At 47.2% G+C, this 15,658-nt stretch carries 16 protein-coding genes; 10 read left to right on the top strand and 6 right to left on the bottom strand.

All coding sequences use genetic code 11. The annotated features are described in order from the left end of the window. Nucleotides 1-310 precede the first annotated feature (310 nt). From J0895_RS08270 to J0895_RS08290, 5 genes are all read left to right on the top strand, one after another. On the top strand, nt 311-1,048 hold the full coding sequence (locus tag J0895_RS08270; RefSeq protein WP_207087631.1) for a phycocyanobilin:ferredoxin oxidoreductase: 738 nt from the start codon (nt 311-313) through the stop codon (nt 1,046-1,048). 6 nt (nt 1,049-1,054) lie between these two features. Further along, on the top strand, nt 1,055-1,336 hold the full coding sequence (locus J0895_RS08275) for an acylphosphatase (protein WP_207087632.1): 282 nt from the start codon (nt 1,055-1,057) through the stop codon (nt 1,334-1,336). A gap of 162 nt (nt 1,337-1,498) precedes the next feature. Further along, on the top strand, nt 1,499-1,708 hold the full coding sequence (locus tag J0895_RS08280) for a hypothetical protein (protein ID WP_207087633.1): 210 nt from the start codon (nt 1,499-1,501) through the stop codon (nt 1,706-1,708). Between the two features lie 64 nt (nt 1,709-1,772). Continuing rightward, nucleotides 1,773-2,396 (top strand): Uma2 family endonuclease, encoded by a 624-nt coding sequence (locus J0895_RS08285; RefSeq protein WP_207087634.1) that lies wholly within the window; start codon nt 1,773-1,775, stop codon nt 2,394-2,396. Nucleotides 2,397-2,652: 256 nt separating this feature from the next. Continuing rightward, on the top strand, nt 2,653-3,297 hold the full coding sequence (locus J0895_RS08290; RefSeq protein WP_207087635.1) for a Uma2 family endonuclease: 645 nt from the start codon (nt 2,653-2,655) through the stop codon (nt 3,295-3,297). A gap of 128 nt (nt 3,298-3,425) precedes the next feature. On the opposite strand, the gene J0895_RS08295 is transcribed toward J0895_RS08290, so the two are convergent. The 6 genes from J0895_RS08295 to J0895_RS08320 all read right to left on the bottom strand — a co-directional run bounded on the left by J0895_RS08295 (nt 3,426) and on the right by J0895_RS08320 (nt 9,794). Further along, nucleotides 3,426-3,944 (bottom strand): hypothetical protein, encoded by a 519-nt coding sequence (locus tag J0895_RS08295; RefSeq protein WP_207087636.1) that lies wholly within the window; start codon nt 3,942-3,944, stop codon nt 3,426-3,428. A gap of 50 nt (nt 3,945-3,994) precedes the next feature. After that, nucleotides 3,995-5,257 carry a SufS family cysteine desulfurase gene (locus J0895_RS08300; RefSeq protein WP_207087637.1) on the bottom strand — a complete coding sequence of 421 codons (1,263 nt, stop codon included), beginning with the start codon at nt 5,255-5,257 and terminating at the stop codon, nt 3,995-3,997. A gap of 237 nt (nt 5,258-5,494) precedes the next feature. Continuing rightward, nucleotides 5,495-6,868: a Fe-S cluster assembly protein SufD gene (gene sufD, locus J0895_RS08305; protein ID WP_207087638.1), complete on the bottom strand. Its 1,374-nt coding sequence runs from the start codon at nt 6,866-6,868 to the stop codon at nt 5,495-5,497. Continuing rightward, nucleotides 6,868-7,656, bottom strand: a complete 789-nt coding sequence (gene sufC / locus J0895_RS08310) for a Fe-S cluster assembly ATPase SufC (protein WP_207087639.1) — start codon at nt 7,654-7,656, stop codon at nt 6,868-6,870. Before sufC ends, sufD begins: the two co-directional genes overlap by 1 nt. Before the next feature lie 104 nt (nt 7,657-7,760). Beyond that, the gene (gene sufB, locus J0895_RS08315; RefSeq protein WP_207087640.1) at nt 7,761-9,200 is read right to left on the bottom strand and encodes a Fe-S cluster assembly protein SufB; all 1,440 of its coding nucleotides are present in this window, start codon (nt 9,198-9,200) and stop codon (nt 7,761-7,763) included. 231 nt (nt 9,201-9,431) lie between these two features. After that, nucleotides 9,432-9,794, bottom strand: a complete 363-nt coding sequence (locus J0895_RS08320; protein WP_207087641.1) for a ferredoxin-thioredoxin reductase catalytic domain-containing protein — start codon at nt 9,792-9,794, stop codon at nt 9,432-9,434. A gap of 361 nt (nt 9,795-10,155) precedes the next feature. On the opposite strand from J0895_RS08320, the gene sufR reads away from it, so the two are divergent. The 5 genes from sufR (at nt 10,156) to J0895_RS08345 (ending at nt 15,512) form a co-directional block, all read left to right on the top strand. Further along, nucleotides 10,156-10,833 carry an iron-sulfur cluster biosynthesis transcriptional regulator SufR gene (gene sufR / locus J0895_RS08325; RefSeq protein ID WP_207087642.1) on the top strand — a complete coding sequence of 226 codons (678 nt, stop codon included), beginning with the start codon at nt 10,156-10,158 and terminating at the stop codon, nt 10,831-10,833. A gap of 99 nt (nt 10,834-10,932) precedes the next feature. Further along, a complete protein-coding gene (locus J0895_RS08330; protein WP_207087643.1) occupies nt 10,933-11,187 on the top strand; it encodes a hypothetical protein in 255 nt (84 codons plus the stop codon). 856 nt (nt 11,188-12,043) lie between these two features. Continuing rightward, entirely contained in the window at nt 12,044-13,189 is a 1,146-nt protein-coding gene (locus tag J0895_RS08335; RefSeq protein WP_207087644.1) for a Re/Si-specific NAD(P)(+) transhydrogenase subunit alpha, read from the top strand. A gap of 626 nt (nt 13,190-13,815) precedes the next feature. Beyond that, nucleotides 13,816-14,109 carry an NAD(P) transhydrogenase subunit alpha part 2 gene (locus J0895_RS08340; protein ID WP_207087646.1) on the top strand — a complete coding sequence of 98 codons (294 nt, stop codon included), beginning with the start codon at nt 13,816-13,818 and terminating at the stop codon, nt 14,107-14,109. Further along, nucleotides 14,106-15,512, top strand: coding sequence for an NAD(P)(+) transhydrogenase (Re/Si-specific) subunit beta (locus J0895_RS08345; RefSeq protein WP_207087645.1), 1,407 nt, complete (start codon nt 14,106-14,108; stop codon nt 15,510-15,512). Before J0895_RS08340 ends, J0895_RS08345 begins: the two co-directional genes overlap by 4 nt. Nucleotides 15,513-15,658 lie beyond the last annotated feature (146 nt).

Below are 15,658 nucleotides of genomic sequence, written 5' to 3' on the forward strand. Positions count from 1 at the left end.
AATAAAATCTTCTAAGGGAACTCCAAAAAATAAAATAGCAATTGTAGCAATTGTAGGGTGGTGAAGCCACCGAACAGAAGGTGGGCAATGCCCACCCTACTCCTTTAAAAACTGAATAGGAATGATTTATTTTTTGGAATACCCTTAAGTTCGTAGTAACGACTTCAGTCGTTTCTTAAGTTCGTAGTAACGACTTCAGTCGTTATCCAAGTTCCCTATAACAACATCCCAACGTCCCAACCCCCTAAATAAGATAAAATAAACGCCGCGCCCAGCGCATTATTGATCCACCCTCCTATAGGAAAAATCCGTGACATCAACCTCTAGTCCATCCCTGCGAACCGAACAACATAGCCTGATCCAACAACTCGCCGATTGCATCGAGGGAGTGTGGCAAGAACAATTAGAACTCTCCCCTTATCCCCTCCCGGAGGACCTGGGATATGTAGAAGGAAAATTAGAAGGGGAAAAACTCAGAATCGAAAATCGCTGCTATCAGACCCCAGAATTTCGAAAAATCCATTTAGAACTGGCAAAAGTCGGCACTACCCTGGATATTTTGCACTGCGTGATGTTTCCCAACCCCAACTATGATTTACCCATGTTTGGGACGGATTTAGTCGGTGCAAAAGGGAAAATCGGGGCAGCGATCGCCGACTTATCCCCCCTTCGTCAAACGGTCCTTCCCCAACCTTATCAACAGCAACTTTCTGACTTACCGGCGATCGCATTTACCCATCCCCGAGAACTCCCCCCCTGGGGTCATATCTTCTCAGAATTTTGCCTCTTTTTGCGACCCGATAATCCCGACGAAGAAACCCTATTTCTTAATCGCGTCAAGGAGTATGTCCAAATTCACTGTCAACAAGCCAGAAACACCCCACCTACCCCCGAACTCCACAGCGAAATCCTCGCCGGACAACGCAATTACTGTGACCATCAGCGCAAAAATGACAAAACTCGCCGGGTTTTAGAAAATGCCTTTGGCAACGAATGGGCCGAATATTATATGACCCAAGTCTTATTTGACCTGCCGACCGAGGACTAAAAGACCATGACCGAAACAAAGTGCGCTCACGTCTTAATTTCCGGAATCGTTCAGGGAGTCGGGTATCGGTTTAGTACCGTCCATCAAGCCCAGAAATTAGGAGTATCCGGTTGGGTGAGAAACTTAACCGATGGACGAGTCGAAGCCATTTTTGAGGGCAATCCCGAAATCCTCGATCGCATGATAGCCTGGTGTCATCAAGGACCATCATCCGCCCAAGTCACCGATGTCACCGTCACCTATCAACAACCCCAAGGACTCACCGGGTTCACCACCCGATATAAATAAAATCCCCTCGGGACAAGGCATAGCCTTGTCCTCCCCCCTATGACATCATAAGCAAATCAGTTCTAAAACCGTTGTCTTTTTGGGGTCAATGACTTAAAGTAAAAGAGAGAAAAAATCACCGAAACTTTGTAATCATCCATCAATTCTATACCCCAGACTGTTATGAATACGCCACTCGTCAACGCCCTATTGCAATTGATTCATTCCCTATCCCCAGAAGACAGGGCCGCCTTAGAAGAAAAACAGTTTTTCGACAATGCTTATCCCTCTAACCCCGAGGCGATTAACCTAGCTTTGCACACCAATAGCTTTGATTTTCTAAACGAAGAACCGGACCTCTATACCCTTGAAGACGGAGAACCGATTGGATGAATTTGACTAAAGGCGATATCGTCTTAAATTAACGATTTTCTGAAAATAATTGAGGAAACTAGCCATGTATGCAGTGATTTCTCCCGAAGAAATTAAATTGCCAGCAGGCAGTGTGGTTCGGCTACCGGGAACCTGGCAGGAGTATCAAGCTTTGTGCGATCGCCGTGGGAACGGTTCGATTCCCCGAATTAAATATCGTTCTGGAGAAGTGTGGCTGATGTCTCCCTTGGCAAAACACGGACGTGATGCCCATTTGATTGCTGCCATCATTACCACGTTGCTGGATAACCAGGAACAGGAATATGATGCCTTTACGCCAGTCACAATGCAACTGCCAGAAGAAAGCGGCATTGAGCCGGACTATTGTTTTTACATTGACCATTGGCAAGCAGTTTCGGGTAAGGAACGGATTGATTGGCGCAACGACCCCCCGCCAGATTTGGTGTTGGAAATTGATGTAACCAGCTATTCAGATGTGCAAGATTATCTCCCCTATCGAGTCCCCGAAGTCTGGTTATTTCGTCAACAACAACTGTTAATTTATCAGCTTGAAGGCGATGAATATGGGATCAAATCCCAAAGTCAATACTTCCCAGAGGTGAACCTAGCTGATGTCGTCGCCCGATGTTTGGAAATTGCCTATCAACGCAACACTAGCGCGGCAATTCGCCAATTGAGGCAGCAGTGAGGACGGAACACTCTTAGAATAGGGTGTGGGTTTTTATTTAAAATGTAGAGGCGATTCGCGAATCGCCCCTACATTTAAGGTTCGATTTCTATGGGTGATAGTTTAAGCAGGAACAGGACATTACCTTGTCTTCCCCCTTTTATAACAGTTACCCCCTTGGTCGTTATAAAACCCTACTCTAATCAGAGTAAATTATCACTTTTCCCCTGGATTTTTCAAAAAATAATTAAATTCTTGGACAAGGCAGATAAATGTTATGAATTTGGTCAAAACCGAATTTTCCACCGATGTCTGGGTGAATGCCACCTGGGCCGACTATCTCAAAATTCTTGAAAATCCAGCTTATGAAAAAGCTAAGGGTTATTACTACAACGGACAAGGGAGAATAGAAATGTCACCCGTTGGGTTTAATCACTCTGAAGATAACGGAATTCTTGCGCTTTTCGTTAATTTATGGGGAATGGCAAAAGGGATACCGATGAGAGTGCAAGTAAATTGCACTTACCGGCAATCGGGGAAAAAAGAGTGCCAACCTGACCTTTCTTATTATATCGGAGACCGAGTAAAGTTATCTCCAAAAGGTATTTCTGTGGTGGATTTAGATAAAAATCTCCCTCCAGATTTGGTGATTGAAATTTCAGCTACTTCTCTGGCGGATGATTTGGGAAATAAGCGTCTGTTGTATGAGGAGTTAGGAGTGCGGGAATATTGGGTGGTTGATGTTCAAAATTCCCAGATGATTGCGTTTGAGATGATTGCAACGAATGGCAGTCAACGGATTTGGGAGTCGAAGTTGTTACCGGGTTTGGAGATGTCGTTGCTGGAGGAGGGATTGCAGCGAAGTCGAGAGGCGGATAATACGGAAGTGGGGAATTGGTTTTTAGAATGGGTGCGAGATTAGGGAGTTGGAGGGCGATCGCTGCCGCCAGCGGAGACTTCTAAACCTAGCCCTGTCAAGGTGGTAAATTTAATGACGCTCAATCGTTGTTTCATGTAGGGGTTTGGTCTCCAAAGCCTCTTCTTGTTATCTCATTGCCGACCTTCTTTCCAGGTTTTTCCTCCCGGTAAAAGGCTAAGTTTCTCATCAACTTTTTCAGGTAATTCTAGGGCTGAATGGGTATAAATTAGGCTTAACAAATCTTGAGCCGTTGCCATCACTTCTTCCCGCTTAACCATATTTGAAAGTTGAAACGGTGAATATGCCCCTTCTAATACTTCAACGCTGGCATCCCGAATGGCTACCTCGATCGCTTCTGTTAACAGGCTATTCCATTCATCGGATTTGATATAGTAAGAGGTTTGATTTTCTTTTAAATTTAAGTCTTTTATTTCTAAAATAGAACCGCGAATGGAAGCCGCCCAAGAATTCGTGAGACGCTGCTCTATATGATTTTTAATTAAAGCGATTAGCATTCTAATCGCAAAAGATTTAATGGCTCTTACGGTGGCTTTTTTGCTCATGCCATCTAGTTCATCTAGCAGTGTCAAAGCATCTTGATAACGTCCCTCTAGGATACTGGTTCTTAACTCGGCTAATTCTTGCGTCATGATGACTCTCCTAATTTTAAGGGTGAGCCATTGCCCACCCTTAAACTGACTTACCCAAATATGCCACCAAAAAAGTCGATCGCCTCTTTTAATGCCACAATAAACGCATCAATTTCTTCCCGAGTATTGTAGAAATACAAACTTGCTCGGGCGGTGGATTGTGCGCCAATGACGCGATGTAAAGGTTGGGTGCAATGATGTCCAGCCCGAATTGCCACCCCTGCCTGATCTAAAATCGTGGAAAGGTCATGGGGATGCACTGTTCCGCAGGTAAAGGAGGCTAATGCCGCCCGTCCTGAACCGTCTGCTTTGGGTTGAGGTCCGTAAATTTTCACCTCAGAAATGGGGTTCAGTTGCTCAAACAAATAGGCAGTTAACTGTTTCTCATAGTCATAGATTTTATCCATGCCAATGGTGCTGAGATAGTCTACTGCCGCACCCAACGCCACCGCTTCCCCGATCGCAGGAGTTCCCGCTTCAAATTTATGAGGGGCATCAGCATAGGTGGAATGGTCCAAAAATACATCGGCAATCATTTCCCCTCCCCCTAAAAAGGGCGGCATCGATCGCAATACTGCCAATTTGCCATACAAGAAGCCAATTCCCGTCGGCGCACACATTTTATGTCCCGATGCCACTAACCAATCGCAATCCATTTCCTGCACATCAATAGGAAAATGGGGCATACTTTGGCAAGCATCAATTAATACTTTCGCCCCCTTTTCATGGGCAATTTTAGTAATTTCTTTGACCGGATTAATGCAACCCAAGGTATTAGAAATATGAACCACTGCCACTAACTTCGTTTTGTCCGAAAGCAGAGTTTTATATTGGTCCATATCAAACTCTTGGGTTTCCGTGAGTTCGACAAATTTGAGAACCGCTCCTGTTTTTTGGGCTAAAATTTGCCAAGGAACTAAATTGCTATGATGCTCCATCACGGTGAGGATGATTTCATCTCCCTCCCGAATATTGCTCACTCCCCAGGTATTAGAAACGAGATTAATTCCCTCACTGGCATTGCGAGTATAAATGATTTCTTGTGACGATGCCGCATTGACAAATTTAGCAATTTTTTCTCTCGCACCTTCGTATGCATCCGTGGCACGAGAGCTGAGGGTATGAACCCCTCGGTGGACGTTGGCATTGTCAAAATCATAGTAATGCCGCAAGGCATCAAGAACCTGCACCGGCTTTTGGGAAGTGGCGGCGTTATCTAAATAAACTAAGGGTTTGCCATGAATTTCTTGATTTAAAATCGAGAAATCTGGGCGGACTTTTTGAGCTAATGTCTTTTCTCTGGTAACTATCATGGTGCTGAATGAATAAAGGATGAATGGGTGGGAACTGTAAAAATAAGCCGTTGAAGAAAATTAAGGGATAATTATTCCAGTCATTGTCAAAAAATAATTGTTATCATCATTTGTTATTGATTTAAAAATCTGGGGGTAGAGACGTGAAGTACCACGTCTCTACATCGATACATTCTGGGATGATTCGTTCAACCCAAGAGTAATGGTTTCAACCGGCTATCGGTTCGGTTTTGGGAATTAGCTGCTTTTACAAGCAACACATCGAGCAATTTTCGTTTGCAAGGCACCGGAGGGTAATTCCTGGAGAATTTCTCCGGCAAATCCATCAATTAGCAGGTTGCGACTCATCACGGGATCTAATCCGCGACTTCGCAAGTAGAAGAGTTCATCTTCTTCCAGTTGACTGATGGTGGCACCGTGAGAACATTTGACGTTATCTGCGGTGATTTCCAATTGGGGTTTGGTATCGACTCGTGCTTTCGGGGAGAGCAATAAGGTGCGATTCAACTGGCTGGCATCGGTGAGTTGTGCCGGTTTGGGTACCAAAACTTTGCCATTAAATACGCCTTGGGCTGCATCATCAATGATACATTTGTGCAGTTGTTTGGTGGTGCCGTTGGGATGATTCAGCACGATCGCACTGTGAGTATCGCAGACTTGTTTGCCAGCGGCGATCGCCAATCCGTTGAGGGTGGTATAGGTTCCTTCCCCCTTTTGGTACACTTCCAAATGATGCCGGGAGAGTAAACCGCCGGTGGAAACTGCGGTACAGGAATAATTGCTATCTTTAGCTTGGGCGATCGCAGTCTTGCCAATATGGAACGAGTTGGTACTCTCACGCTGGATTTTGGCATGAGTCACCTGAGCATTTTCAGCTACCCAGATTTCCGTAACGGCATTGGTAAAATAAGGCGCATTTCCCTTAAAATTGCCGCAGGAATCATCATCAGCCACCACATATTCCTCGATCGCAGTGCACCGACTTCCTCGTTCCGCCACCACTAAACAGCGGGTTTGAACTAACCGGGGTTGAGCTCCAGGAACTGCCATAAATAACAGATGAATCGGTTTAGCGACTGCCACATCCTTGGCAATCCACACCACTGCCGCATCCATTAATCCTGCCGTATTTAAAGAGGTAAACACCTCTTTGTTGCCATCAACATTTCCCAGGTATTTTGGCAAATCAGTCTGTAACGATGGTGGCAATTGTCCCAGACTTCCGACAAATATCCCTTCCGGTAACCCAGAAACATTGGAAAGTTCAGCCGAATAACAGCCATTGACAAACACTAAGCGGCTGTCTGGCATTTCGGGTAACTCAAAAGGAGCGACTGCCCTCGCCGGAAGTGCCTCCGGAGGTGCTGCCTGGAACGTCAATGCCTGCAACCCAGACAAATCCGTAACTCGCCATTCCTCATCTTTGCGAGTCGGCATTGCCAACTCTCTCACCCAAGTCGCCGCATTATCCCGCACCTGCTGCAATAATGCGGCAGTAGGGGGTGCAATTCCATACTCTGGATTCACCACCGGCGCAGGAGAGGCGACTGCCTGTTTCAACAATTCATCTAAATAAGATACCTGTGGTTTATAAGACACCTCTATAACCATTACACACCTGCCTTGACGCGATCGGCTTCTACCACCCAATCATATCCACGTTCTTCCAATTCCAGCGCCAACTCTTTACTTCCTGTGGTCAAAATCCGACCCCCTTCCATGACATGAACATAATCCGGCACAATATAATTCAGCAAGCGCTGATAGTGGGTAATCGCTAACACTGCATTATCTGCCGAAGATAACTGGTTAACCCCACTGGCGACAATTTTTAAGGCATCAATATCTAAGCCCGAATCTGTCTCATCCAAAATCGCTAATTTTGGTTCTAACAGCGCCATTTGCAGGATTTCATTGCGCTTCTTTTCCCCGCCGGAAAATCCTTCATTCACACTCCGGTTGAGAAAGGCTGGATTCATCTTCACCACATCCAGCTTTTCTTCAATGATGTCTTCAAAATCAAAGGCATCTGCTTCTTCTAATCCCAAATGCTTGCGGCGAGAATTGTAGGCAACTCTTAAAAAGTCTAAGTTACTTACACCAGGAATTTCCAAGGGATATTGGAATGCCAAGAATATTCCAGCTAATGAGCGTTGTTCCGGTTCCAAATCCAGGAGATTTTGACCCAGGAAAATCACTTCTCCTCCGGTGACTTCGTAGGCAGGATGACCCGATAGCACCTTGGAAAAGGTACTTTTACCCGAACCATTCGGTCCCATAATTGCATGGATTTCTCCCGCCTTGATTTCCAAATTAAAGCCTTTGAGAATTGGGGTATCATTCACATTCGCGGTTAAATCGCGAACCGAGAGAATCACTGGACTACCTTCTTTAATCATTTCTCCTCAATTATTTCATTAAACCAACTAAACCCGAGGGTCAGAAAAGGCGATGCAATCAGCCGCGATCGCCTCCCCTCATCCCGGGAAACATTCCCAAACGATTATCCTACCGACCCTTCTAACTTCAAGCTCAACAAGCGATCGGCTTCCACGGCAAATTCCATCGGCAACTGATTAAAGACATCCTTGCAGAATCCACTAATCATCATAGAAATCGCATCTTCCGGCGAGATTCCCCGTTGGGCAAAATAGAACAGTTGATCTTCCCCAATCTTAGAGGTAGAGGCTTCGTGTTCTACTTTTGCTGTATCATTTTCCACCTGAATATAGGGGAAGGTATTCGCCTGAGCGTTGTCCCCAATCAGCATAGAATCACATTGGGAATAGTTGCGGGCACCTTGGGCTTTCGGTGCAACTTTCACCAATCCGCGATAACTATTGGAAGAATTTCCCGCCGAAATTCCCTTAGAAATAATCGTGCTGCGGGTATTTTTGCCAATATGGATCATCTTGGTGCCGGTATCCGCTTGTTGTTTGTTATTCGTGAGGGCGACGGAGTAAAATTCACCCACTGAATTATCCCCTACTAACATACAACTGGGATATTTCCAAGTAATTGCTGAACCTGTTTCGACTTGAGTCCAAGAAATCTTAGAATTTTTGCCTTTGCACAATCCGCGCTTGGTGACGAAATTATAAATTCCGCCCTTGCCATTTTCATCTCCAGCGTACCAGTTTTGGACCGTGGAATATTTAATTTCTGCATCATCCAAGGCAACCAGTTCCACCACTGCTGCATGGAGTTGGTTGGTGTCAAACATGGGGGCGGTACAGCCTTCCAAATAGGACACATGGCTCCCTTCTTCGGCAATAATCAAGGTGCGCTCAAACTGCCCCGAGTCGCCATTGTTAATCCGGAAATAGGTAGAGAGTTCCATCGGACATTTGACGCCTTTGGGAATATACACAAAGGAGCCATCACTAAACACGGCAGAGTTGAGGGCGGCAAAGTAATTATCGGCGACGGGAACGACACTGCCCAGATATTGCTTCACCAGTTCGGGATAGTCCTTGACTGCTTCAGAAATGGAGCAGAAAATCACTCCTTCTTCGGCCAATTTTTCTCTAAAGGTGGTGGCGATCGAGACGCTATCGAAGACGGCATCTACGGCAACGTTACTCAAGCGTTTTTGTTCAGAGAGGGGAATTCCCAGTTTCTCGAAGGTTTCGAGAATGGCGGGGTCAACCTCATCCATGCTATTCAGCTTTTGCTTTTTCTTGGGAGCCGAATAGTAAATGATATTTTGATAATTAATTTGGGGATAGTTGACGTGCGCCCAAGTGGGGTCGGCCATTTTTTGCCATTGCCGAAAAGCTCGGAGGCGGAATTCTAACATGAATTCCGGTTCTTCTTTTTTGGCGGAAATTAACCGCACGACATCTTCATTAATGCCGGGGGGTAAGGTATCGGATTCAACGTCGGTGATGAATCCATATTTATAGGGTTGATTAACTAGGGTTTTTGCAGTAGTAGCTGTCATAATCTTAGTCCTGTGTTCTCTCTACAATCGGATTCAGGGCAGGGGTGGAACTGAGTCAACCGGATGGGTGATTCGGTTCTTAGAGCGTCGGATTAGGCTGAGATTCGGGGGACAAGAAACCGGGTTTTTTCCCTAGATTTGCTGCAATTGAGCAATAAATTTTGTAAAGAAACCCGGTTTCTAAAGAGTGGAGTGCCGACGCCTTGGAAATTCAAAAGTGTTCGGAACGGGTTAACATTGATTGGTCATTTCGCGAATTTCGTCAAACGAAATGTTCTGTTCTTTGCCCGCAAATGGATTATCATCGGTCAGAAATAACATACAGTGACATTCTTTGCGCTCACGCATGGGAATGCAGGGACAATTCCAGAAGGTGGCTTTGACTTCGGCTTCTTTGTCTTCGTAGTGGCGACAGGGACATAGGGGTGCACCTAAGTCATCCTTGTTTTTTGCCAATCCTTCGATGACGACGGCAGTAACGCCTAGATCGGAGCAGAAGTAGGTCCCAGTGCGTTTGGCGTACTGCTCGGAAAAGTGCCGCATCGCTTCTAGGTTTTTGTCGGTAGCTTGTTGTGTAGGCGGTTCTAAAGTCATTATCCAGGTTGATATAATGAGCAAATTTTGGGGGGAGGATCCCCGATTTAGGGGAAGGTTGAGGTCGGATTCAGGCGATCGCCCCATGAATGAGTCAATCGGTGAATTCTCAGCCAGGGACTGCGCCCTCTTTACTGGGGGGCAGTTTCCTGTTATCGTTCCCCATCACTGGTCCGTGATCTCCCGTCCTTTGGATTCTTTCTCTTTGCCTGGTTGGACATCCTTGCCCTCCATCTATATATAATAGGGTTAAACAACACGCCGGTTGCTTAATTCTATTTTAGAATACTTTAGCAACAAGTGTGTTGTCAAAGTTGGCAAGAGATTTTTTCGAGCGTTTTGGCGTTTGACTACAGGCAGCATGATGACGACTACTCAGCAACCTTCCACTAAAGAAGATATCCTGCAATACTTATTAAAGCAGGGTCTAGCCACGGCTCAGGAGTTAGCCGAAGCTTTAGATATCTCCCCCCAAGCAATTCGCCGCCATCTCAAGGACCTCGAAGCGGAGGAACTGATTCGCCATAAGGCGGTACAGGCGGGGATGGGAAGACCCCAGCATCAATATGAACTCACCCATAAGGGGAAAAATTTCTTCCCGAATCAATATGATGATTTTGCCCTGTCTCTGTTAGGGACCCTGGCAGAAACGATGGGGGAGGACCAGATGACTTCAATTTTGCGGAAGCAGTGGGAACGCAAAGCCATCCATTACCACGATCGCCTAGGAAATCAGCCGTTATCCGAACGGGTGGCGGGATTAGTCAAACTGCGCCAAGCGGAAGGCTATATGGCGGAGGTCCATCGGGTGGAACAGGAGGGGTCCAACTGTGGCGATCGCTTTTTGCTCACGGAACATAACTGTGCCATTTCCACCGTAGCGGAATCCTTTCCTAGCGTCTGTGGATATGAGTTGGAAATGTTTGAGGCAATCCTCCCCGATTGCACCGTGGAACGGACTTACTGGATGATTGACGGAGAACACCGTTGCGGCTATTTGATTACCCTGCAACCGGAAAGAGTGCGATCGGCCCTTTAACCGTTCCCAGCATCCTCAACCTGTAACGTTAAGGTTTAAAATTGCTTCGGAAGTTGTCGCAACTGCGGCATCAATATTATGCTGTCTAAATAAAAAACTATGGCCTCTCCCGAACCCTCTGCCCAATTTTTAACCCCAGAAGAATCCTACGCCGTGGATGGGGCTCTGCTGGCATCCCATGAAAAGTTTTTAACTCGCCTGACGATTTCTTCCTTGAAGCTACTCCGACATATCGCTACAGATTCGGGAGTCTCAATGGAGTCCCTCACCCACGAGGACATCATTACTTGGTTTGAAAAAGATGCCAAGCTGCGTTATGAACAAGGTCCCGAAGCTGCCTTCTTAAAATGGTAATGGGGGCCTCTCGTCCCGAAAGGATCAGGGGAATCCCTTGACAAATCACAATAAATAGGGTAAGGATTGCAGATTTTCTCAAGTTCTGAAGACCGATCGCACCGCAGGCATAGCGATCCCCATCAATTAATCGGATCCTTTCTCCAAAACATAAGTTTTTCTACAGATTTGTCAGCAAACAAAGATAAAGTTATCTGAATTTATCTTAAAACTCCGAGATAAAGGGGAATTCAGCCGAACAAGAGCGAAAAAAAACGCTAATATCGAGGGCAAAGATTACGGATTACCCCGGTTGACAGAGCAGGGATGACCCATCTAAACTCATCTCGAAGCAGGCTATAGCTTGGACTTTATCAGTTGTGGAATAAGACCTCTCCCCCGACCGACGGCGGCCTACAAGGAGAGGGGAGCAGCATTCGCCATAAATCATTTAGGGTTGCTATAGTCCATTGCGATCGCACCCCTGCCGCTCCTTGAAACGGTAACGCTTCCGTTTTTTCTGATAAATTTACCCAGAACAGATAAAAAATGAACAAGTGCGTGGGGATCGAATCCGATGCAAAACGGCAAAAGCTCAACCCCGGTTTCTCAGCAATCAGTTGACGGATGTCATGGTTTCTCAACTTTAAGCGCACTCCCTAACCTGTAGAAAGTACAACAGATGTCTCTATCATTGCTAATAGAAAGTACCATCCCTCCGGGATTAGCCACCCCTCAAAAAAATTAGTAAACTTAACACCCTTGAGAGAATTGAGTTCAAAAAGCCCCGGTAGCGATTAGTCACCCCCAGAGGCTGCCCCCTGCCTTGTTCAGTCCCCCTCACCAATTTAATGGGTCTAACCAATAAGGAGAACCGATGAAAATAGCTGTAGCAAAAGAAATCGAAGTGGGAGAACGTCGCGTTGCCTTAATCCCAGATATGGTGGCGCGATTAGTCAAAGCCGGACTAGAAATTTTCGTCGAAGCGGGCGCGGGAGAGCAATCGTTTTTTTATGATGACGCTTATGAAGCCGCTGGCGCTAAGATTGTGGCCGATAGCGCTCAACTGTGGGGGGAAGCGGATTTATTGCTGAAGGTGGCGGCCCCTAGGGAAGAGGAAATTCACAAACTGCGCGAAGGTAGTGCGATCGTCAGTTTTCTGAATCCTCTGGGAAATCCGATCATTGTCGATCGCCTCGCTAAACGGGGAGTCACCGCCTTCAGTATGGAAATGATCCCCCGGACAACTAAAGCCCAAAGCATGGATGCCCTCTCCTCCCAGGCGGCGATCGCTGGATATAAAGCCGTCCTGCTGGCGGCTGCCACTGCCCCGAAATTCTTCCCCATGTTAACCACCGCTGCAGGCACCATTCGACCGGCGAAAGTGTTGGTGATGGGTGCAGGGGTGGCAGGATTACAGGCGATCGCCACCGCCCGTCGTCTCGGTGCCGTGGTGGAAGCCTTTGACATTCGCCCCGCAGTCAAAGAAGAAGTGCAAAGCCTTGGGGCCAAATTCGTCGAAGTCAAACTCGACGAAGAAACCGTGGCAGAAGGGGGATATGCCCGAGAAATTTCCGAAGAATCCAAACGGCGTACCCAGGAAGTGCTCTCGGATACGGTAGCTGCTGCGGATATTGTGATTACCACAGCGCAAGTTCCCGGCAGAAAAGCGCCGAGACTGATTACCGAGGAAATGTTTGCGCGGATGAAACCCGGGTCGGCGATCGTGGACTTAGCTGCTGAACAAGGTGGCAACTGCGCCTATACCGAAGCCGGAAAAGATATCGTTCGCAATGGTGTCACCATTGTGGGTCCGATAAATTTACCCGCTTCTATGCCTGTCCATGCTTCCCAGATGTACTCGAAAAATATCGCCACATTCATCCAGTACATGATTAAAGATGACGCCCTGAATTTAGATTTTTCTGACGAAATTATCGGCAGTACCTGCGTCGCCCACGGTCATGAAATTCGCAATTCCCGAGTTCGGGAAGCGTTAGAAGTCGTCGGGGGAAAGGTGTAATTTTTGCCCAGGAAGATGAAGGATGAAGGCAGAAAATTCGGGAGCATCTTAATTTTGAAAAGAGACCTAACCCCCCAGCCCCCTTCCCTACAAGGGAAGGGGGAGAAAGACGTCAATTCCCCCCGGACCTTGTAGGGGAGCTTACAAGAATAGGTTTTTTACGCATAAGAGCAGCGACGGTCCCCGGACCTTGGCAAGGTCCGGGTTAGGGTGGGGTCCTCTGGACGTGGCGATCGCCTGAGTTACGCACCCTCATGAGGCGATCGCAGCTGTATAGAGGCGGGTCCAACCTCTTTCTTCGTAACTCAGGCGATCGCGCTTGCGCGTGAACTCTCCACCCACTCATTTCTCTTGACCCGCGATGGCGCGTCAAGAGGACCCCACCCTAACCCGGACCTTGCCAAGGTCCGGGGACCGTTCGTAATCTTAAATGTGAGGCAAATCCCCCCTGAACGTAAAAAAACTACTCTTGTAAGGGGGGCAGGGGGGAGAGGTCAGATCGGTTTTTAGGCAAAATTGAGATGCTCCCCATTAGTGAGCAAGATGCTCGCACTCCTAAAAATGGCATTCACCCAAATCCCGCTATTTTTCCCCAAGAACCCATAAACCGGAGGATTGAATTTAAGATGCCCGAAGCCATCATTTCTGCTTTATTCGTGTTTGTTCTGGCTTCATTTGCTGGATTTGAAGTCATCAACAAAGTGCCACCCACTCTGCATACCCCTTTAATGTCTGGGGCGAATGCGATTTCCGGAATTGCCCTGTTAGGAGCCATCATCGTAGCAGGAGACCGGGATTGGAGCGTTACGGTGATTTTAGGATTAATTGCCGTTGTCCTTTCCACTATTAACGTAGTGGGTGGATTTCTGGTGACCGATCGGATGTTGCAAATGTTTAAGAAAAAAGAGGTGAAAGCATGAGCGACTTAATCCCAACTGGAATACAGTTAAGCTATTTAGTAGCATCATCTTTATTTTTCATCGGTCTGAAACAGTTGAGTTCTCCTGCGACTGCCCGTAACGGAAATTTATTAGCATCCGTGGCAATGTTGCTGGCGATCGTTGCCACCCTACTCGATCGCCAAGTGCTCAACTACGAGATGATTTTTCTCGGGATTGCGATCGGGTCGGCGATCGGGGTCATCTCCGCCCAGAAAGTGGAAATGACCGCCATGCCGCAAATGGTCGGTCTCTTCAACGGATTTGGAGGTGCCGCCTCTGCCCTAATTGCCGTCGGTGAATTCTGGCGCTACTATCAAAAATTCCAGCAACCGCCCCTGGATACCACCATCACCGCCCTACTCGGCATCTTAATCGGGGGGATTACCTTTACAGGTTCTCTCATGGCCTTTGCCAAATTGCAAGGACTCGTCACCGGCAGACCGATCACCTTTCCCTTGCAACAACCTGTCAACGCCCTCCTCTTCGGTAGCTTCCTCGTTGGCAGTGTGTATTTAGCCATCAATCCCTTAAATACCCCAGTATTTTTGGCCTTAACCGGCATTTCCTTAGTCCTGGGTGTGATGTTCGTCATTCCCATTGGCGGTGGGGATATGCCCGTAGTGATTTCCCTGTTAAACTCCTTCTCGGGTTTAGCCGCCGCCGCCGCTGGTTTCGTAGTCATGAATAATATGCTGATCGTTGCCGGTGCCTTAGTCGGTGCCTCGGGGATCATCCTGACCGTGATTATGTGTAAAGCGATGAACCGATCGCTCACCAACGTCCTGTTTGCCGCCTTCGGGACCGGGGAAGGTGGCACAACTGCTGCTGCTGTTGGGGACATGGGTGATAAAACCGTGCGCTCCATCGACTCCGAAGAAAGTGCGATGATGTTAGGATATGCCCGTTCCGTCGTCATCGTTCCCGGATATGGCATGGCCGTCGCCCAAGCTCAACACGCCGTCCGAGAATTGGCCGACCAATTAGACCGATTGGGAGTGGAAGTCAAATATGCCATTCACCCCGTAGCGGGTCGGATGCCTGGACACATGAATGTCTTACTGGCGGAGGCCAATGTGCCTTATGAACAGTTGTATGACATGGAAGATATCAATGCTGAATTCGATCGCACCGATGTCGCCTTAGTCATTGGCGCAAACGATGTCGTCAATCCTGCCGCCCGAGACAATGCCGCCAGTCCCATCTACGGAATGCCGATTTTGGAAGTAGATAAAGCCAGTCATACCATTGTCATCAAACGCGGCATGAGTACCGGGTTTGCGGGAATTGACAATGATTTGTTCTACAAAGATAAGACCATGATGCTGTTTGGCAGTGCGAAAGATGTGATTAACAAGTTGGTCTCTGAAGTCAAGCAGTTGTAAGTGAATTAAGACTTACACAAGAGAAACACGGTAGGGCTGGTAGCCTCGCGCTCTAAAGATGCTATGTGGAAAGCCCACACGAGCGGTTTTAACCGCCTACACTGTAGTCCAACCATGATGAGGGTCGTTAATGTAGCGCTCTATCG

Origin of the sequence: Phormidium pseudopriestleyi FRX01 (assembly GCF_017313335.1) — a bacterium.
GTDB classification, from domain to species: Bacteria; Cyanobacteriota; Cyanobacteriia; order Cyanobacteriales; family Laspinemataceae; genus Laspinema; species Laspinema pseudopriestleyi.